Origin of the sequence: Neoakkermansia glycaniphila, from assembly GCF_001683795.1 — a bacterium.
Taxonomy (GTDB): Bacteria; Verrucomicrobiota; Verrucomicrobiia; order Verrucomicrobiales; family Akkermansiaceae; genus Akkermansia; species Akkermansia glycaniphila.
In genome coordinates this window covers 1-20033 of the sequence record NZ_LIGX01000006.1, presented here as the reverse complement: position 1 = coordinate 20033, position 20033 = coordinate 1, and the positions used below count along the sequence as shown (strand labels likewise).

The window sequence follows — 20033 nt, the reverse complement described above, 5'->3', positions numbered from 1 at the left end:
AGATGTGTATAAGAGACAGCCCCTGTCCGCCCCCCTGTCCGCCTTCATCACCGCCTCACACCCGCACGGCCATGGACAGGCGCCCCCGAGGCCTCTTCATCAACACATCACAACCCCTCCTGCTCCATCACATACTCCCGTATCTCCGGCTCCACCGCCACCCACACAGGCTGCACATTCTCCTGCCGGCAACGCCTCACATACTTCAGCGCGTACTCTCTCGCCTTCTCTTTATCGACCCTTGTCCCCGTACCTTCATAAAACATGGCATAAAGAAACCTGTAGGCCTCGGAATCCGTTCGCTTCTCGAACCCGGCGATAGCCCTTTGAAACCATACGTCGGCTACTCGATCATCATTCCAGTAACTCCTGTATAACTCTCCGAGCAGCCATTGGGCTTCCGCCATCCCCTCCCGTGCGGCCAGCTCCAGCCACCGCTTGGACACCTGCACACACTCCTCTCCATACATATGATAATCGTAAAACCAGCATCCCAGCTGGTAAGCAGCCTCCGCATCGCCCTTGATCCCGCGCTGCAGCACATCCTGCGGCGGCGCCGGAATGGCCGGGCGCAAAATCCCCCTGCGGCAAATCCGCCTTTGCCGCTTCAGCAACTCACTCATTTGCACCTGATCCGGATGCTTCTCCGGGCTTGCAGGCTCGGCACACAAACAAGGCGAAACAGCCAAAAGGCCGAACAACACAACTGCTATCTTCTTCGATTCCATGGCGACGGCCACACTCAGCGGCGGCACGCCAAGCCTAGCACATCAACAAACCTGCAGCAATCCCCAACCATGCATACAGCGCGAATGCTTCCCATACCGCGAAACATTTCCGCCCGGCGGCACATGCCAGACCTCCAGAAGCCCCTTCATCTACCCATTATGCTCGTGCATCAAGCTCAACCGGCACACCGTCCGTCGCTGTCGGAACGACGGACACGACACATGCAGAGAACGCAGGCATCGCAATCATATCACCGGAGAATCCGGGGCGCGTGTAGACAACAAACCGTAGAGCCAGCCGATTGATCCACATTGGCGTGCAAATATTTCTCCAGAGTCGCAAGAAAAGAAGCGCATTCCTTCCTGATCACCGGAGACATGGCCTTCAGCTTGTCCGAACCGTAGTAGTCCACCTTCTCCAACTCATCCAGAACCTGCCCTATTTGCCGCTGCATGATGCTCCAGCGGTAGTGCAGGTATTGTGTGGCTGTACGGCTCAGCTGGCATTCCGTCAACGTCTTGTCCAGCTCCGCGTGAATATCCCCTGCTTCAATATAGATGGACATCTCAACCTGGAGGTTTGAGGTGCACGTATCGGCGGATGTACGGTCGCTCACCATGATAAGCGCATTGAGAAAGGAAGGCAGCCTGCCACTATCAATACTCTTAATGACCCCAATGTCATATTCAGATGCTACGTCGACATTCTCCCATGACACCAGAGGCGGCTCCATGTAATGCGCCTCAACCTCATAGGGAAACGGACGCCTGTAGGGCGGCGGAATCGTGGCGTAAATCCCTGTTTGATACGGAATGACATTTTGCCCCGTTTCGATCCGGACTCGCGGAATGGAGAAAAGAAAATACATCGCGTCGGGATAGGCATTCCCCATTTCCAGAAGAGGCCAGTCTACATAGGTGACGGTTTCTTCCTTGCCGCTTTTGGAGTAAAGCGAAACCTCCCATTCATCCGCCTCCGGATCGATTTCCGGATTGTTCTTGCGCAAGGTCATGGTCACCGTCAGGGGTACTGACGGTTTGATCGTCCATTCGGGCTGCTCTTCCATCCAGCAGTATTGGTTGTTCCGGTACCAGATGGCATCGCTTCCAAAAAACGAACAAGGAAACAGTTCGATCATATTCAGCGGTCGGCCATGCCCGGGCTGATTATCGACCTGTCGATCCTTGTTTTCAATCTCAACGATAGAGTCATAGTTAAGAACCGTGATCTCGTGATTGGAATGATTCGTAAACCGGCACGTCATCAACAGGGCGTCGTCCTTCTGCGGTTGAATCTCCACAATCTCGCAAGTCAGCCAGTGCCGTATATCCGGAATGAACAATTGTTGAACACCGAAACAATCGGACACCTGCTCCAAGCGATCATCAACCGGCATAACAGATTGTGGCGCGACTTCTTGCAAACTTTCGTTCCGGGAGAAATACGGCTCTGACCCACCTATGCAAACGGAGGCGAAAACCGGCAGGATCATCAAGGGAGCTGGATTCATGAAAGGAGGGTGCTTTGTTGCGGCAAATCCTGTTATGACGGAAATGAAGGACGATTGCAAGCATGGATGCAGCAGCCTCCCATACTATCCGGCCATACAGCTCCCCCCCCTTCGCCAATCCTCGGCAGATGAACCCGAACATATACTGACCGAAAACCTGTTGCGACCGCTTGAAATACATCGGCACACCCACTCCCTCCCGAGAATCGGCATAAGCACGCAACCTGACTTCAGACAAACAAAAAGACTGAAGCACCAAGCTGCGGCCAGCGGCAGCCACCACCTCATCCTGCCTGCCGTAGGCATCCAGCGGCTCCAGCAGAGAATCGGGCCCGCCGAACAACCCGCCCGGCGCATTCACCACCCTCCAGCACGGAATCGATCATCAGAACCTGCGCCATCCGGACCGCATCCCAGCAAAACGGCGACAGGGCATAAACTCCTTCTTGCATCAATCATACCTCTTCCGTCAGCCACCCCAGAATGCGCCAATCACGGTCAAACAAAACATCATAATTCGTGCCCCCTATATGCCCACCCATATCGGCCTTGGCACGATCCCACGCCGATTTGGCCCGGTACTGGACGATATATGCGACCTCATCCGGCCGCCGCTTGCCATGATACCAATGAATCGATACGGATTTGAGTTTGCCGGAGGTAACATATCGGGAAGCCTCCTCGCGGCCCTGCTCCAAAAACTCCTCAAAACCGGGCTCGGAAGGCCGGGGAATGGGATCCGTCTTCACATACTCGGACAAACGGTGCTCCAGATCATCAAGATCGGAGGGATACTCCTGAAGAATCTTCTCCATGCGGGAAGGCTCCGGAATACGACCATGGGGATCCAAACTGTACTTGATGTATAAAAACGGATACCCCATCCCGAACGGCATGGTAATACAAGCAAGGGCGAGCGCAAGCACGGCTCCCCCCATCCAGCGGAACATGGTCTTCATCTTCTTCATTTTGCTATCGAAACATCATCATATTGCCCGTCCTCCGGATACTCCTGCTTCAGGCAACCATGCTCCTCTTTCTCGAAGGAACAGGCTGCATCAAAACTCGAACTGCTCACGATCCTCCATATCAGGGAGGCTGGGTTCTTCTGGTACCTCAACCTTATTCATCGTCCGACATTCATCATCCACGACGCTTCCAATCTGTTGCATCACTCTCAGAATGCCGGGATCAATCATTTTTAACGGCACACACTGGGGATCGGTTTTATGTATCCGAAAACTTTCTGCGACACGGCACCCCGGTTCACAGCCGGCATTGGGAATGGATCGCATGCTCGCCAGCCAATAACCGCCTTGAGCGCGAAAAAACGGTAGAGGTATATGATCGCTGATCTCTTGCCCGCACATGATCTGATCAACCTCCTTCCAGGAGAAGATATCAATAGATTCGGTCATATAAGGAGAATCCGGCGAATTGTAAACGTCTAGTACGGCCGCTTCGGACACAACTGCCGCTCCATCCTTACGCAAAACGACATATTGGATATCGCCTGAAGACAGAGCCTTGCCTTTCATGTATTCCGGATTGGCAAAGGCCACACATCCGTACTCTTGGAGATACCCGATGATCGTTTGATGCAACAAAGAATCCTCTTCACGTGCGGCCATCCCGGTACGCTTTTCCGCAGGAATCTGAGTTACGCCCTCGCTCTTATCTTCGCAACCTGATAAAAACGCTATGATCCCGACAAAAATGACAGATGCCGTTTTCTTCATAAACGATAATCGAAGCTCATCCATGATATAAGTTATTCTATGATAGAAAAATTTGAGCACACGCACTTCTTTTCAGCGATGGAACCACGGGAGGTTCGGCGACAGTCGGTGAGATTGTAGTTGGAGGAGACGAGACCGAAGCCTGGATCGTGGTGCTCGGCGAAGAAACGGCAGGAGCTGTGCTCCGCCGCATCTCCCTCCATGGAAGTGATGCAGCCGAAGGAATCATACTGACAAGATGCGAGGTGCAGGCCCTTGCCGACGAAGAGAGAGAGATAAGGTTGTTGCGAAGGCCGTGGGCGTAGTAGAGGGTTTCGCGTGCCGTGCGTTCACGCGTCCACAGGGTGAGGGCGAGGGGGCGTGTGGCGACGGGTTCGGAAGGGTCCCACCAGTAGGTTTTCGCGACGTACGGGGCAGTTTCGTCCGTCGCATCGATTTCGGCAATTTGCACATATCCATGATAGATGGAACGGAGGTGTTTCGTCAAGGCGTTTTCATTTCTGCACGGTAATGATTGAATAATGAGGTAGACATCTCTCACATGAAGATATTGAAATGCTATTTTTGGGGGATCATTTTTCAGATTTTTTGATGAATATGTTTTTCATCCAAATGGATTGTATCATATTGTGGCCATGTGAGCTGGATACCATATTCTTCAACAGGAGAGATAGAGATTCCAATTGTCGGGCTATGAGGGGGTAAATCCCAGCGGAGGGCATACCAGAAATCTTGGGTCTCACCCACACGATCGATCTGTTTTGCTGCTGCGAGAGCGCGCATATCATCGGCTGTCAGAATCCCGATCTTTCGGGGTTGCCCATCATAAGCTCCGTATGCATAGTCGGATTCCATCAAATATAAAGGAATACCCCTTTGCGTATTTTCGGCAATTTTGCTGAAATCGTGCTGCCAATCCGGATCGCTGTTCAAGTTGCTTTTGACGGCATTGCATGATGCAAAACAGAAGGACGCGAATAGACAATAGATCATTTTCATGATAATGGAAATGCTTGTATAATTGAATAGTGTTAATAGGCGAGACCGAGGTTTTCGTCGTGGTGTTCGGAGAAGAAGAGGTAAGGGTTACTTACCTCCATGTCGCCTTCCATGGAGGTAATATTGCCGAAGGGATCGTATTCGCAGGATGTACGGAACAGGTCTTTGGCATCGAAAAGAGAGCCGACATTTCGCAGAGATCGCAGGCGTAATAGAGAGTTTCGGCGTACCGTGCCTTCACGCGTACAGAGGGGAACGACGCATTCAGCCGCAGGCCGGTTGACATCACGAACGGGGCAGTTTCGTCCGTCACGTCGATTTCGGCAATTTGCACGTATCCAGGATCGATGGAGCACAGGCGTTTCGTCACGATTTATGCCTCTCTAGAGCTTGCATGGATGCCCGCAGCAAAGAGAAATTGGCTGCGGGCATCGCGCATCATTTCACCTGAGACTCATGAATGGTAATTCCTGATTTCAAAAGAGTTGACAGAGATGGTGAATTGATGTTTACCGGAGCAATGACCGGATATGATTTCCCCTCTACATTGACGATAAAAACCAACGCTCCATTTGTTCCTCTTTTGGTGGAGAGAGGTTCCCGTTGTAGAAAGCGCCAATTGCCCTCAAAGGTAATCGTTCGGCTTTCTCCTTTTTTCAGAAGTTGCGGGTGCGTATAGTTGTCGGAGAAGATAGGTTTTTCCGGAGAGAGATTGAACGTACCTACAAGATAAGGTGTGTGATTTGCAGGGAAATAATAATAAACATCCTGCAACCCTTTATTCTCGATGGTGAGATCGAATATAAATCGTCCGTCCCGAAGTTCTTCAGGACCGTCAAGAGGCTTTAGCAATTCATCGATGCCACTGCCGTGTACGCGCAGATGAAATAATACCCACTCACTGAGAGGCGACGGATATGTGGAATTAAAAACAATCGCCCCCTTTTCTAGGGAATGCAAAGAAAATTCAGGGGTGGGTTCTGTGTTTTTTTCACATCCGGCCATGAACATTCCTATGCTGATGATAGCAGGTATGGATACGATGTTTCTCTGATGCATGAGGTAGATGGTTGAAGCTGATATTTTGTTCAAGATAAAATCAATGGACATATTGTTGTTTTTAAGTGCTTTTAGGCCATATAAAAGAATACTGCCGTTTTCGGTAATGGGGTACGTGAAATCCCGCGGCTTTTGATGGGGTTGCAGTAGCGATAGTAGATAAGGGCGAGGTCTTGGCTATGGTATACGCAGGCAGTGCGGATTCGACCCTACGGATATGACAAGATTTCTGGGCGTAGTCTGCTGTACGGGCACTTGGAAGAGGAAGCCTCCGAATGATGGATCATTATTTTGTACCGATGCTTTGGCCTCCTGCTTTTCGAAAGCATAGATGAACGACACGTTTGCATAGTAAATACCCGCAGTTTCTGTTTTGATGCGTGATGTGGAGAATCGGTGCATCAACAGCTTATGGAGGGGTGTGCCTGTTTCAGGAGGGGCTTGAAGGACTTGATCCGAACAGGAAAGAAAGGTTTCCGTCTCCTTTTCCTGCATGTAGACATGTGCAGTAAATCGTAAAGTAAGATGTTTGAACCGAATATTTTTCTGAGAAAGCGATGCACTGGTGTAAAAATCGACTTTTTTCGGTGGTGTGGTTAGGGTTATCAAGGAAGAACCGACCTCGACCCCGTGACCCACATTCATGTATGGCGACGAATCGTATTGTATGGTTCGTTGGATACTGACGGGGTATTCCTTGATACCTCGAATGAAAAACATGGTTTCCTGAGGGTACTGTGTCACGCTTTCCGTGACAGGAGCATTCAATAATGCAGCGTCCTGCAAAATGGGCATTTGCTCCAGATCATGAAATATCAGGTTTCCTGTAATGAAAATATCTTGGTTTGGCGAATAAAAAATGACCTTGATAAAGTACTTTCCATCTTCACCAAGGTGAAGGATGTTCCCCTCGGTCCTGACGAAATGGAAAGGCTGGAGATATTTTGCAGTTGAGAGGGAGCTTTGCGGCAATGGATTAGGGATCAACAAGGGAATCTTTTGGAACCATAGATGAGTTGGGCCCGGATGGATTGTGATTTGATCGGTGGCATTTTCCGTTTGCTGCGCAGGAGGCTGATTGTCCGATGCGCTGGCGGACAAGGCTGTTGTTGTTAAAAAGAAGAGTGTTCGGAGCATATGATGGTGTTTGTTTGAAGATTCGATAACCACCCATACGGATATGCCGTACGGGTAGTTGATATTTGTTTTGGCATCCAATATTGAATTGATTATAAAACAAAAAATGAGTCGAACCTTTATTGTGGAAAGAACAATTGTATAGGTACTAAGGGGACAGCGGGGTTTTCATGAAGACGGATAATCGCATGAGTATGCATATCCAATTTGTATATGTTGACGTCAAACCACTTTTTTGTTTGGCCGTTATATTCTCCTATTTGCAAGATAAGAATATTATTTTGCTTCTGAATGGCTATTATATGATAGTCTTTTAATATTTGAGGAATATCTTTTTCACTATATCTACACAGGTCATATCGGCAAGGCATACCCGGAAGAGGTTCATCCTCAAAAAAAGCATGTAGATAATAGTCTTCGTATAGATGCTTTTTTGTTAGTCCCAAAGGATCCAGGTCACATGATGAAAGACAAAAAAGACAGAAAATGATGCTTATATTATATACGTATTGCATTGTCGTATTTACATGTGATTCGACTTAATTGAGTTTTGGGTTTTGGTTGACATGGGTATTTTTTTGTCCAAGAATATGATTGGAACCAATTGTGCCCCATGCATCTTTTGTCGTTGCATTAACTGATACGGCTGGAACATGGTAGTTGTAACAGGCAAGGTCGAGGTCTTCGTCGTGATGTTCGGAGGAGTAGCGGAATGGATTTTCTTCCGCCATGTCGCCTTCCATGGAGGTGATGTTGCCGTAGGGGTCGTATTGGTAGGATGCACGGCGCAGGCCTTTGGCGTCGAAGAGGGAGACGACGTTTTTGCGGAGGTCGCGGGCGTAGTAGAGGGTTTCGCGTGCCGTGCCTTCGCGCGTCCACAGGGAGAGGGCGAGGGGGCGTGTGGTGACGGGTTCGGAGGGGTCCCACCGGTAGGTTTTCGCGACGTACGGGGTAGTTTCATCCGTCGCGTCGATTTCGGCAATTTGCACGTATCCATGATAGATGTAGCGAAGGCGTTTCGTCAAGGTTGTTTTCTCCCAAACCGCTTTTTCGATGCGTAGACCCATAAAGTCATAAACGCTGTCGATGCGCCGGTCTCCCTGCTGGAAGAAGGTGGTGCGGTTGGCGGCGTTGTGTTGGGCGTTCCATGTGACGGTGCGGATGAGAGTTTGGTTGCTGGCAGCATCGTAGGCGGGGGTGACGGTGTTGAGGGCGGTTTCCTTGTGTTTGAGACTGTAGCCGCTTGTGCGCCCCCATACATCGCGGTTGAGGGTGACGATGCTTTCGACGAGTCCGGTTGTTTGTTCGCTTTCCAGTTCGCCGTATTGATTGTAGCGGAAGGTGCGGGTGCCGGAGGCGTCGGTAACCACGGTAGGCGGTAGAAATGAAACCGTGTTTATTATTGATGGTGATGCGAGCTCTTTCCTGAAAAAACGAAGAGATACTCCATTCTTCGGGCACAGAGGTGAGGACACCGATCGACAAACGGGATTTTATCATACAGCTTATCCAGCCACCACTACAATCCCAAAGGATCCATATTCATGTCCGTTGTTCCGGGGGAAATGGCTGAGGATATCGATAGTAAACATCCGCACGAGACCCTGAATTGATACTCTGAAGTCATCGAATGGAAAAAATATTCGTTATACACTCATCACGAATACATTATTCCACTCACAAAATCACTCAACTAGTCATAAGCCATGATTTTTTATCAACAAACACCTGTAGTAAGAGTATTCTTACTACAGGTGGCCAAACGCGACTTGATTTATATTAACTTATGGGGGAATTGACGATATGAATGCTTGTTGTTATGTAATCACAATTTTTCAAACCGTTCTATTATCTTTCGGAAATTGTATATTGTTTTGGATCGATCCATTCAATCTCCTGATAACTACCTTGCACCAAACCTTTCTTCCGCTGCTCATGAAAGAATTGAGCAGGAGAGCCTCCCATTCTGTCATCTAATAACATCATGAATCCCCAATCTCTCAGGAGAGAAAAAATAGCAGGAAGTTTTTCTGCAGAACATGGTATTTCGTAATAAGGCGACATGCTTATACATTCAATAATATCGGTAAACCAGTTAGGAGGAAAATTTGCTTGTGTTTTTCGCATGCCTAATTGTTGTAAATCAAATCGGATCTTTTTGATGCTTCCACAATGTAGAATGATATAGCTGACATTGGTCGACAGATTAGTATTCAGATATACAACATAATTGAGTTTCGATGTTTTAAACATATGAAGTAGATTGATGTGATGATTTATAGAGGCTGCGGCGGCCATATTTTTGTAGAAACGGCATGTTCGATATCGGTTTGCAATTTAGGACCTCCACGTGGTAAACCTTTGCCTGTTTTGTAGGTTTTATAAATACCTTGGATGAAAACAGCTTCCGTCCAAGATATTAAGAATTAGCAAGAATATGCTAATTAGTTATTAGCTATTGATAATCGCTTTACGTATCAATATACATTATTCGACGATATACTCCGTATGGATAGGCTGAGGAACTGTTGATGAATGTTTTAAAGAGTAACGGCCTTTCCAATATGATTCACCGTTTCGGTCTAAATCAAGATCGACCCATTCCTTATTGTGAGGAATAAACAGCTTTCCTGTGATATCGGGATCTCTAAAACTTGTTGCCTCCATGCCAGGAGTCCAACCTGTTTTCAACGAGATATAATCAAATCGTGGAATTTGTGCACATATACCTCCTTCAGGATTGAAAAGTGTCCATAAATCATAATTGACCATTACACCATATTCGGTTTCTCCCACACTGTTTTTATCCTCTGTGAGATCCATGCGTACATTGGTTTTAATACATTGAACCAACGAGAAACACATAATCACGGTAATCAGAATATTTGTTATAGATAATTTTTTCATCATGGCATACAGGGTTGTCTTTGAATTTTCTTATATTCACTCTCTTTCTCTACCCAATTTTGTATTCTTTGTTGGATTTTGTCAAACGCATCAACATAACCACCTTTAATATGGGAACCTATATACTTAATTATCCATCCTAATATATTCGTATCGTACAAAGGCCTATTCCCAACAAATCCGTACAAATTCCAGCCACCTTGTTCAGCGATGGGATCGCGTGAGGTCCATCTGCCGTCGGTGGGGTTGTAGTGGCAGTAGTTGTAGTAGACCAGACCGAGGTCTTCGTCGTGGTGTTCGGAGGAGAAGCGGTAGGGGGGTTCCTTGGCCATGTCGCCTTCCATGGATGTGATGTTGCCGTAGGGGGCGTATTGGTAGGATGCACGGCGCAGGCCTTTGGCGTCGAAGAGGGAGACGACGTTTTTGCGGAGGTCGTGGGCGTAGTAGAGGGTTTCGCGTTCCGTGCCTTCGCGCGTCCACAGGGTGAGGGCGAGGGGGCGTGTGGCGACGGGTTCGGAGGGGTCCCACCGGTAGGTTTTCGTGACGTACGGGGCAGTTTCGTCCGTGGCGTCGATTTCGGCAATTTGCACGTATCCATGATAGATGGAACAGAGGCGTTTCGTCAAGGTGTTTTCACTTGGTGATTGCATTCACCCCCATGGCAAGAGACATATTGCCATGGGGGTTGGATCTTGACTTCTGCTTGTTGAAAAATATGCTATATCAAACAAGAACAACAATGAGCCATTTTATGGATTGCGTGCGTGTTACTCTTCTTCCTTCAGCCATCCAAGAATGCGGAAACGTCGATCAAACAGAAAATAATACGTCGTTCTATCTGTCAGATCACCCATATTGGCTTTTGCTCGTCCCCAAGCTGTTCGTGTCTCATAGCTTTTGATATATTTGACCGCACATGCTTGCTCTTTGTCGTGATTCCAGTGAATAGATGGAGCATTCAATTTTCCTTCTGCAATATACATGGCTGTTCCCCTCTCCAAATATTCCTGATAATCCTGAAAATCGGGAGCACCCAAATGTGGAGTACGTATAGCAATACTATTTTTATAGAGTCGATCTTCTATATCGTAAATAGTTTCTGGCTTTGTTCTGATGATATCCTCCATAAGACCCGGTGTGCACTCCGGGTTAAAAGTATATTCTATATATAAAAATGGGTATACCATCACAAACGGCATGGTGATACAGGCAAGGCCGATCGTAAGAATAACCCCTCCTATCCAAATACATATGATCTTGATTTTTTTCATTTTCTTATAAAATTTCTTTGTTTTTTACGCACCTCTAGTTGATATATTGTGTGGCATATTCCCAAAAATTTTTGTTCTTTTTAAAATCATATACTGCACCATGATCTGTACCAAAATCCGCCGTACAATCTTTCACATGTACATTCGGAGGTATTTGATCCTGATGTTCAGGTCCATCTTCTCCAAGCGCAACATACATTTGTGAAATGCGATACCAACGATCCAGAATATTATCTTTCCGACTATGTACCACATGTATTGATTCTGTAAACTTGGCCGCCTGAGCAAATTCTTTACCAGGCTCCAATACATTTTGATTGACAGCGGCATTGGTTAAAACAACATGCCCAATCCCACTAACTTTATTCTTAGGCGTTTGCAGTGCATTCAGGACTATTCGAGCACCCAAGCTATGAGTTCCTATGTGAATCCTTGTTTTCGGGCATTTCTTTTTTAAGTCACGAATAAACTTGGAAAACGCACCTTTCCCCACCTCATGAGCAATCTCTATAGCTACCTGAAAGGCTACCTCGGGAACATCTCCAGGCCAAGTAAAACCATACACTTCACATCGTCCCTTCGCTTGTTTATATGAGGTCTCAATTGCTTTAAAACTATCCTCCGCCTGTTTCAATGTCACATTGAATCCATGTATCCATATAAAAACACATCCACAGTCAGGACAAGCACCAATGTCCCCTTTATATGGTGCGACGGTTCTAATATGATACCAATAAATCGGGAGAAGCCTCCCTGGCCTTCGCTCCCATTGCCAAACTAATTTCACTGTCTGACGAGCACTAATCAACGTATAAAGTCCCAACTGATCAGTTTCACCAATTGGCCTATTCCCGACGAACCCATACAGATTCCATCCACCTCGTTCAGCGATGGGGTCGCGTGAGGTCCAGCGGCCATCGGTGGGGTTGTAGTGGCGGTAGTTGTAGTAGACGAGGCCGAGGTCTTCGTCGTGGTGTTCGGAGGAGAAGCGGTAGGGATTGCTTTCCGCCATGTCGCCTTCCATGGAGGTGATGTTGCCGTAGGGGTCGTACTGGTAGGATGCGCGGCGCAGGCCTTTGCCGTCGAAGAGGGAGACGACGTTTTTGCGGAGGTCGTGGGCGTAGTAGAGGGTTTCGCGTGCCGTGCCTTCGCGCGTCCACAGGGTGAGGGCGAGGGGGCGTGTGGCAACGGGTTCGGAGGGGTCCCACCGGTAGGTTTTCGCGGCGTACGGGGCAGTTTCGTCCGTGGCGTCGATTTCGGCAATTTGCACGTATCCATGATAGATGTAGCGGTGGCGTTTCGTCAAGCCGGAAGAACTTGTGCCCGTGCATGCTTTGGAAGAAAAGCAGGGCTGGTTCCTGATGGAGCAGCCCTGCTGAAATGGTAATACTTGGTATGAGTACCGTATAAACGGTTACTTCACCGGATCGTCATTCTTCTTCGCCTCATCACCTTGCAAATATTTCTCCAGAGTCGCAAGAAAAGAAACGCAGTCCTTCCTGATCACCGGAGACATGGCCTTCAGCTTGTCCGAACCGTAGTAGTCCACCTTCTCCAACTCATCCAGAACCTGCCCTATTTGCCGCTGCATGATGCTCCAGCGGTAGTGCAGGTATTGCAGAGCCGTGCGGCTCAGCTTTTCTTCCGTTAACAGCTTGTCCAGTTCCGCGTGAACATCGCCGACTTCAATATAATGGGAAACATCAACTCGAATGTTTGAAGCGCACGTATCGGCGGATGCGCGGTCGCGCACCATGAGAAGCGCATTGATATAGGAAGGCAGGATACTGCGATCAATCGTACTCATCTCCCCAACGTTATATTCAGATGATGCAGCGACATTCTCCCATGTCAACAGAGGCGGTTCCTTGTAATGAGCCTCAACCGCATAGGGAAACGGACGCCTGTAGGGCGCAGGAATCGTGGCATAGATTCCGGTTTGGTATGCAACGACATCTCTCCCCGTTTCAATCCGGACTCGCGGAATGGAAAAAAGAAAATATATCGCGTCGGGATAGGCATGCCCCAGCTCCAGAAGCGGCCAGTGCACATAGGTGACGGTTTCCTCCTGGCCGTTTTTGTAGCCTAGCGACACCTCCCATTCATCCGCCTCCGGATCAACATCCAAATTGTTCTTGAGCAAAGTCATGGTCACCATCAGGGATGCCGACGGCTTAATCGTCCATTCGGGCAGATCTTCCATCAGACAGTATTGATTGTTCCGGTACCAGATGGTATCGCTTCCAAAAAAAGAGCGCGGCAACAAATCGTCAACATTGGAAGGATCACCAATCTTGCGGTACTGGTTATCCTGAGTTTCTATCTGCACGATAGAGTCGTGGTTGAGAATCGTGATTTTGTGATTGGAATGATTCGTAAACCGGCACGTCATCAACAGGGTGTCATCCTTTTGTGGTTGAATATCCACAATCTCGCAGGTCAGCCAGTGCCGTATGTCCGGAATACATAATTTCTTGATGTTGAAAAAATCAGAATCACGTTCCATCTGATCGTCAATCGGCGGAGCCGATTGTGGAGCCGTGGTTTGAGTCTGATCGTTTTCGTGTCGGGGTTTATCCGCCTTTGCCGTCCCCATGACAAGGGAGGCAAGGCCGACCATGATGATTAATGTGGTTGGTTTCATTGTATGCAGGAATTCTGTTGTTGTTTTTTAGGATATGGTGTAAGAGGCTTACGATTGTGTGTCCAGATTGTGTTCGTTTCCCATTTGCCTGCTGGCGTTGCGTTTTTTTGCATTTGCGGTGTGTTTGGTTCGACGCCACTCCTATCTGCTTTTGACTGCGTAATCCAAGACATAGCACCATTATTTTTGGAATATACTAATAGTTGTGATGTACCCATGATATCGCATCCATTGCGGCCACATTGTCCGAGCCAAGAGTGAGCCATGCCCTTCGTTTTGCAGCCACCCAGCACAATTTGCGCTCCCGGTGCAAACCAGCATTTTGGATGGACGTAGATATCATTCTGAGAAGATTTGGGCTTCTTCTTTTTCTGCTTTTCCGCCTCTGCCAACATGGATTTAAAAGAAAATGCTTCTTTTCTTTCAACCTTGTCCTTGCTCGGAGTAAGGCAGCCTTGCATCACATCGCCATGTCCCACCAAAATAAGTTTTGTAATCGGCTTACGCCCATTCTGTGATACTTCACGCAACTTGCGTGCTAAATCCATAGATCTAACATAGGTCACTGACATACCATATGTTTTTTCACTGAGCCCAAACTTAGGATCAAAAATCATACAAAACAAGACCTCGTTTTTCTCGGGTGTTGTCGATAATCTGGACGTATCATATAAGCCTCCGACAACAAGTTTAGGAAAAGCGTCAAGAGCATCTTGACTAATTGGAAAAATACAGTCCTTTTCTGAATCGTCGAGACCAAGTTTTTGTACCAGCGACGAGAATGAATCGTTTGTCTCGGCTTTCCAATGATATTCATTTGCTGTATCCTGTTTCCATAAGGCCAGGACATCAGCATAGCGAATACTGTTATTATCAACAAACCCGTACAGATTATAACCGCCTTGTTCGGCGATGGGATCCCGAGAGACCCATCTGCCGTCCATGGGATTGTAGTGGCGGTAGTTGTAGTAGACGAGGCCGAGGTCTTCGTCGTGGTGTTCGGAGGAGAAGCGGAAGGGATTGATTTCCGCCATGTCGCCTTCCATGGAGGTGATGTTGCCGTAGGGGTCGTATTGGTAGGATGCGCGGCGCAGGCCTTTGGCGTCGAAGAGAGAGACGACGTTTTTGCGGAGGTCGTGGGCGTAGTAGAGGGTTTCCCGAACGTTACCTTCGCGTGTCCACAGGAAGAGTGCGAGAGGACGCGTCGCGGTGGGGGACCACCGATAGGTTTTCGTCACGAACGGGGCAGCTTCGTCCGTCGCGTCGATTTCGGCAATTTGCACGTATCCATGATAGATGTGGCGAAGACGTTTCGTCAAGGCATTTTTCTCCCAAATTGATTTTTCAATGCGTCGGCCCATGTAGTCATAAACGCTGTCGATGCGTCGATCTCCCTGTTGGAAGGAGACGGGACGGTTGTCGGCGTTGTATTGGGCGTTCCATGTGCCGGAGGCGGTGCGGATGAGAGTCTGGTTGCCTGCGGCATCGTAGGCGGGAGTAAAGGCTCCTGCCCCCTGTGTCGTGATTTTGCTGTACTGGTTGACGAGGTTGGCTTCGTAGGAGGTTGCCGTGGCGTTGTTTTGCGCGGTGATACGGTTGCCGATGTTGTCGTAGGCGTACGCATGCCGGGAACCGTCGGTGGCGGTTTCTCTGGTGAGTTCGCTGCGGTTGTTGTAGGCGTAGGTGCGGGTGACGGTGGGTTTGGTTGATACGTTGCGGTAGTCGCTTTGGCTGACGGGGCGCAGGAGGCTGTCGTAGTCATAGCGGTAGCGGTCGGGGTGGAGGGCCGTTTGGACATTGAGGCCGTTGTAGCGGATGTCGGTAACGATATCAAGGTCCGGGTGCCAGGTGTGTTCGCACCTGAGGCCGGAGGGGTAGAGGATGTGGCTGAGGAGTCCGCTTTCGGTGTCGTAGGCGTAGGCGAATCCGGCTGCAAACGCAAGGCGACCAGTAGAATCATAGGCATAGTCAACGCTGTCGAGGGACATGGCCTGATGTGTCAGGTTATAGCCACTCGCACGCCCATAGGCGTCGCGATTGAGGGTGACGATGCTGTCGACAAGTCCTTCCGTTTGTTCGCTTTCCACTTCGCCATACTGGTTGTAGTGGAAGGTGCGGGTTCCGGCAGCATCGGTGATCCGCGCGGGCTGTCCGAGGTGGTTGTAAGAGTAGGTAATGGATGGGGTGCTATCTCCAGATTCAATAGCGATGACTTCGCCCGTTCGGCTGTCGTATGTATATCTCTTGCCGATGTCACGCGCATCGAGTGTTGAGATAAGGCGATTCAAGGAGTCATAGTAATATTCATCCTTTCGGTTATCGGCATACTGCTTTTGCAGGAGCAACCCTGTGGCCGGATTGTAGGTCCAAACTGTACGAGCAGCTTCCGGCTGGTGGATGAGTCCTGTAGGATCGGTTTCGATGATTGTGTGCGGATCTCTCCATGTCCACATGGACGAGATTTGATCGTCATCGGTATAGGACCAGACGATGGGCTGGACGGCGGTTCCGTATTGCGCCGTTTTGCGGCTACGATGATCATAGCGGTAGCAGGTGGTTGTACCCTGGGCATCGGTGATGCAGGCGGGATTGTCTGAAACGGTATCGTAGACGGTCGAGGTCGTATTCCCTTGTTCATCGATAGTTTTGACAGGGCGGCCCGCCATGTCGTACTCGATAATATGGGTATTGTTTCGGGCGTCTATTGCGGTCATGATCAATCCGGCAGCAATGTACTGGCGCCGCATGTTGGTAACGATTCCAGCGTGATCAACCGTTTGGATGATAAATCCATCCACTTTGGTTTGGCTGAAGACAGACATGCAACCCGGTTTTGTCATATAACTTATCGTCTGTGCAGCGGCGCTATAATGTGACCAATGTTCACTCTGATAGCCACGAATGTCGATGGTGACGGTTTTGGAAGCCAGTTCGGCATCCAGTTCGGAAACAAGGGATGATTTGCTCCATCGGAGCGCTTGACCTTCTGCATTATACGTGACGAATTTTTTCGTGTGATAGATTCCGTCTTTTTCTTCAGTATAGATAGATGTTTGTTCCGTGATGCGGGAATTGGCCGGAGTAGGGGCAATGCCTTCGTCTACCAAAACGGTGGTTTGTTTTGTTTGGTTACCCATGACATCGTATTTAAGTTCTATGGGAGCCAAGGGGAATATCTGTTGCCGGACGAGTTGCCCTTTGGCGTTGTATTGTGAACTTGTCGTGATAAACTCGTCATTTTGGTTGACGGCTTTTTGTTGTTCCCGGATGGTGTGTCCGAAGCCGTCCTCCAGAGTTTTGGAGACGATGAACCAGTTGCCTTCATGTTTGATGTATGACCGTGTTTCCAAGCCAGAGGTATCCAGATCATTCAATAGAAGGTAAGATTCATATTTTTTCGCTTGTTGTGCACTACCTGTGATTGATTCGATTTTTTCGGTACAGTCGCGAGAGGTGACGGTTGTGGCGCCCGTGGGAGAAGTGACGGTTTCGGTCAGTCCGTCGACACTGTATTCATATCCCGTAGTACGTCCCAGTTCGTCCGTTGTGGAAACGGTGCGCCCGAGGACATCATACACCACGGATGTGGTTGTGGTCATCGGTCCGATGTCCGTGCGCGTCGCGATGGCTCGGCCAGCCGCATCCCTCGTGTAGGAGACGATGGTTTCCGGCGTGGCGGCCGTGGCCGAACGAATGGTTTCGATGAGCTGGTGAGCGGCATTGTAGGAGTAGGTGGTGACAACGCCGTCTTCATCGATTTCCCGCAGAGGAGCGCAACACATCCATTCCGTGGAGTACATGCGCCCATTGGCCTTGACGGTTTTCGTGCGGTTGCGGTAAATGTTATATTCGTATGTTTCACGAGTCAGAAGCGACCATTCGCTTCCGGTGTGAGCGTAGGTTTCCGTGCAAGTTGTCATACCGTCTTCCGCAATGTAGGAAACGGTACGCGTGCTTTGGCCTGCCACGGGCTGGTTGTCGACCTGCTGTTCCGTGATGATGCAGTAGACGGCGTTGTGCTCCGTGGTGGCTGCATAGGAGGAGAAGGTTTGGACTCCATTGATACCTTGCGACATTTTCACGCGGCCTGCGGCCATGGGCGGCAGTACATCCGGCCCATAGTAAACAGAGGCCGATGTTTGCTCAAGATCGCTGCCCAGAGCCGTTTTTTTAACGGTAATGCTGCGTTCCAGATCCGTGTCCGTGTAAGAATATGTTTCCTTGGAAAGCTCGGTACCGGTGGTACCGGGCATGCGAATAGCTGTGCTCACCGAAGAAGGTCGATAGTCATTGAAACGGAGGTCGGCGTAGCTGGTGGTCGTGATCTGTTCACCCTGTCCGAAATTGTTCGAGTTGGTACCGCCGGACCAGGGGGAAGCTTCCATGATGAGGCGGTTCTTGTCGTCGTATGCATAACTGCGATAACCGCCGTCGTGGAAGTCGACGCGGCTGAGGCGCGGGCCTGCGTAGGTGTAGGTGGTGGTCTGTGCGAGGGAGGTGCCGTAGCCTTCCGTGCGGCTTGTTTCCTGCCAGATGCCGTCGATCAGTTTGTAGATCTGCCGTGTGCTGGAGGTAGGCGTTGTGTCCCCGCTCGTCATGCGGCGGGTCGTCAGGTGTTCCCATGTGCCGTCGGACTGGATGGTGCGGACGTTGGAGTAGCGGATGCGCCGGTCGCCTTCGCCCGTCGGCATGTCGATGACGGTTTCGTCGGCTGCGAGATAGCGGTCGACGCGGGTGACGGGTGAGCCGGGGCGAACGGCGGTCATCGCGAGATGGCGGTAGGTTTTGCCTTCCTGTGTGGCGTTGTTTTCCTCCAGAGTCCATGTTTTGCCCGGCATGCCGGTGGTGGCGTACCAGTCGCCGGAAGGCGTGACCTGGTTTTTCGGGTACCATTCGAGGACGATGCGCGAGGATGCGGCTGTGCCGTTCCCGGCAGGGATTTCCGTTTCACGGATGTTCAGCAGGCCGTCGAGGTGGTGCCAGATGCCGCTGATGAGGCCGAAGTCTTTTTTGAGGCGCATTTTGCTGCCGTAGGCGGCCAGGTCGACGACGACGCGGTCGGCCGTGACCAGTTGAACAGGTTTGCCGATCTCAGTCGCTGTGGGGACGTTGAAGCGGATGGAGGCTCCGTCTGCCGTGGTGAAGTCCGCATAGACGGGTGTGCCTGTTTTGCAGGGGGTCTTGTCTGCATTGAGGATTTGGACGAGGGAGGAGTACTGGCGGGTGTCTCCGACGCGTTCCGCCGTGTCCTTGCCGCCGGCATATTGGTAATGCAGCGTTTTGCCTGAAGGTTTGACGACGGTGATGATTTTCGAGTAGGGGTCGTGCTGGATGCTCCATTCGGTGACGTGCTGGAAGACGAAGCCGAGCCGGTAGATCAGTGGCATATCCGGGTCGTGCCAGCTGGTGGAATGGGGGTTGAGATCCAGAATCTGGAAGGTGGCCGGGCACCAGCCGGCGATGTCCGGTTCGATGCCGAAGACGATGTTCATGGCGACGTCCTGCGTGCTGCCGAGGTGGTTTTCGGTGAAGAAGGATTCGCTGGCGACGTTGTCTTTGCCGCAGGCGCAGGTGCAGGTGCAGGTGTTGCAGAACTGGTCGTTTTCCGTGTCGGGCTTGTCGTTGTCGTCGCTGGAGGAGTCGTCCCAGTCGCTGGACGAGGAGTCGTCATCGCTGGAGGAAGAATCGTCCCAGTCGCTGGATGAAGAGTCATCGCTGCTGGAGGAGGAGTCGCTGTCCGAGGACGAGCTGTCGGCAGCATGTTCGGTCAAGGCGAATGCCGCGGTATTCGCGTCGCCGGGAATAAAGGGAGCCCAGCCTTCGGGCAGGTAGCCGTTCATGGCGAGGTCGGCTTCGGATTCGACGAAGTCAGGGGAAGGATGGAGGGGGGATTGTTGTGAAGACATGTTGTGTATGTGTGTTGAGGTTTTGTTGCCGGGGCGCCTGCCGGGAGAAGCGATGTCTTCTACCCTGTAAAGCAGGCGCCGTAGGCTTTTTTGTCTATTTTTCTTGTTTTTTAATCGAAAAATGTGTGTTTT

At 49.9% G+C, this 20033-nt stretch carries 16 protein-coding genes; all 16 read right to left on the bottom strand.

The genetic code is table 11. The annotated features are described in order from the left end of the window. Positions 1-107: 107 nt before the first annotated feature. Positions 108-623 carry an SEL1-like repeat protein gene (locus AC781_RS02575; protein WP_141675712.1) on the bottom strand — a complete coding sequence of 172 codons (516 nt, stop codon included), beginning with the start codon at positions 621-623 and terminating at the stop codon, positions 108-110. Positions 624-979: 356 nt separating this feature from the next. After that, positions 980-2239, bottom strand: a complete 1260-nt coding sequence (locus AC781_RS02570) for a hypothetical protein (RefSeq protein ID WP_141675711.1) — start codon at positions 2237-2239, stop codon at positions 980-982. Between the two features lie 455 nt (positions 2240-2694). Beyond that, entirely contained in the window at positions 2695-3207 is a 513-nt protein-coding gene (locus tag AC781_RS02560; protein ID WP_067773021.1) for a hypothetical protein, read from the bottom strand. A gap of 90 nt (positions 3208-3297) precedes the next feature. Beyond that, positions 3298-4002: a hypothetical protein gene (locus AC781_RS02555; RefSeq protein WP_067773018.1), complete on the bottom strand. Its 705-nt coding sequence runs from the start codon at positions 4000-4002 to the stop codon at positions 3298-3300. A gap of 13 nt (positions 4003-4015) precedes the next feature. Beyond that, a complete protein-coding gene (locus tag AC781_RS13620; protein WP_141675710.1) occupies positions 4016-4429 on the bottom strand; it encodes a hypothetical protein in 414 nt (137 codons plus the stop codon). Between the two features lie 128 nt (positions 4430-4557). Further along, positions 4558-4977: a hypothetical protein gene (locus AC781_RS02550; protein ID WP_067773016.1), complete on the bottom strand. Its 420-nt coding sequence runs from the start codon at positions 4975-4977 to the stop codon at positions 4558-4560. Between the two features lie 438 nt (positions 4978-5415). Beyond that, positions 5416-6087 carry a hypothetical protein gene (locus AC781_RS02540; RefSeq protein WP_067773010.1) on the bottom strand — a complete coding sequence of 224 codons (672 nt, stop codon included), beginning with the start codon at positions 6085-6087 and terminating at the stop codon, positions 5416-5418. Between the two features lie 126 nt (positions 6088-6213). Beyond that, entirely contained in the window at positions 6214-7173 is a 960-nt protein-coding gene (locus AC781_RS02535; RefSeq protein ID WP_067773008.1) for a hypothetical protein, read from the bottom strand. A gap of 539 nt (positions 7174-7712) precedes the next feature. Continuing rightward, positions 7713-8543 carry an RHS repeat-associated core domain-containing protein gene (locus AC781_RS02530; protein WP_067773003.1) on the bottom strand — a complete coding sequence of 277 codons (831 nt, stop codon included), beginning with the start codon at positions 8541-8543 and terminating at the stop codon, positions 7713-7715. Positions 8544-9021: 478 nt separating this feature from the next. Next, complete coding sequence (locus AC781_RS13615) at positions 9022-9471, bottom strand: hypothetical protein (RefSeq protein WP_141675709.1); 450 nt, start codon at positions 9469-9471, stop codon at positions 9022-9024. A gap of 189 nt (positions 9472-9660) precedes the next feature. After that, on the bottom strand, positions 9661-10083 hold the full coding sequence (locus tag AC781_RS13610; RefSeq protein WP_141675708.1) for a hypothetical protein: 423 nt from the start codon (positions 10081-10083) through the stop codon (positions 9661-9663). Then, positions 10080-10730: an RHS repeat-associated core domain-containing protein gene (locus tag AC781_RS02525; RefSeq protein WP_083076444.1), complete on the bottom strand. Its 651-nt coding sequence runs from the start codon at positions 10728-10730 to the stop codon at positions 10080-10082. Before AC781_RS02525 ends, AC781_RS13610 begins: the two co-directional genes overlap by 4 nt. 117 nt (positions 10731-10847) lie before the next feature. Then, on the bottom strand, positions 10848-11351 hold the full coding sequence (locus AC781_RS02520; protein WP_067772999.1) for a hypothetical protein: 504 nt from the start codon (positions 11349-11351) through the stop codon (positions 10848-10850). Between the two features lie 34 nt (positions 11352-11385). Beyond that, positions 11386-12621: an RHS repeat-associated core domain-containing protein gene (locus AC781_RS02515; protein WP_141675707.1), complete on the bottom strand. Its 1236-nt coding sequence runs from the start codon at positions 12619-12621 to the stop codon at positions 11386-11388. Positions 12622-12765: 144 nt separating this feature from the next. Further along, entirely contained in the window at positions 12766-13995 is a 1230-nt protein-coding gene (locus AC781_RS02510; RefSeq protein ID WP_141675706.1) for a hypothetical protein, read from the bottom strand. Further along, complete coding sequence (locus tag AC781_RS02505) at positions 13992-19901, bottom strand: RHS repeat domain-containing protein (RefSeq protein WP_067772989.1); 5910 nt, start codon at positions 19899-19901, stop codon at positions 13992-13994. The genes AC781_RS02510 and AC781_RS02505 overlap by 4 nt, the downstream gene beginning before the upstream one ends. Positions 19902-20033 lie beyond the last annotated feature (132 nt).

Excerpts from the sequence above, each read along its gene's own strand:
- AC781_RS02575 (WP_141675712.1), bottom strand. The coding sequence starts at position 623 with ATGAGTGAGTTGCTGAAGCGGCAAAGGCGGATTTGCCGCAGGGGGATT.
- AC781_RS02570 (WP_141675711.1), bottom strand. The coding sequence starts at position 2,239 with ATGAATCCAGCTCCCTTGATGATCCTGCCGGTTTTCGCCTCCGTTTGC.
- AC781_RS02560 (WP_067773021.1), bottom strand. The coding sequence starts at position 3,207 with ATGAAGAAGATGAAGACCATGTTCCGCTGGATGGGGGGAGCCGTGCTT.
- AC781_RS02555 (WP_067773018.1), bottom strand. The coding sequence starts at position 4,002 with ATGGATGAGCTTCGATTATCGTTTATGAAGAAAACGGCATCTGTCATT.
- AC781_RS02550 (WP_067773016.1), bottom strand. The coding sequence starts at position 4,977 with ATGAAAATGATCTATTGTCTATTCGCGTCCTTCTGTTTTGCATCATGC.
- AC781_RS02540 (WP_067773010.1), bottom strand. The coding sequence starts at position 6,087 with ATGTCCATTGATTTTATCTTGAACAAAATATCAGCTTCAACCATCTAC.
- AC781_RS02535 (WP_067773008.1), bottom strand. The coding sequence starts at position 7,173 with ATGCTCCGAACACTCTTCTTTTTAACAACAACAGCCTTGTCCGCCAGC.
- AC781_RS13615 (WP_141675709.1), bottom strand. The coding sequence starts at position 9,471 with ATGGCCGCCGCAGCCTCTATAAATCATCACATCAATCTACTTCATATG.
- AC781_RS13610 (WP_141675708.1), bottom strand. The coding sequence starts at position 10,083 with ATGATGAAAAAATTATCTATAACAAATATTCTGATTACCGTGATTATG.
- AC781_RS02525 (WP_083076444.1), bottom strand. The coding sequence starts at position 10,730 with ATGCAATCACCAAGTGAAAACACCTTGACGAAACGCCTCTGTTCCATC.
- AC781_RS02520 (WP_067772999.1), bottom strand. The coding sequence starts at position 11,351 with ATGAAAAAAATCAAGATCATATGTATTTGGATAGGAGGGGTTATTCTT.
- AC781_RS02510 (WP_141675706.1), bottom strand. The coding sequence starts at position 13,995 with ATGAAACCAACCACATTAATCATCATGGTCGGCCTTGCCTCCCTTGTC.
- AC781_RS02505 (WP_067772989.1), bottom strand. The coding sequence starts at position 19,901 with ATGTCTTCACAACAATCCCCCCTCCATCCTTCCCCTGACTTCGTCGAA.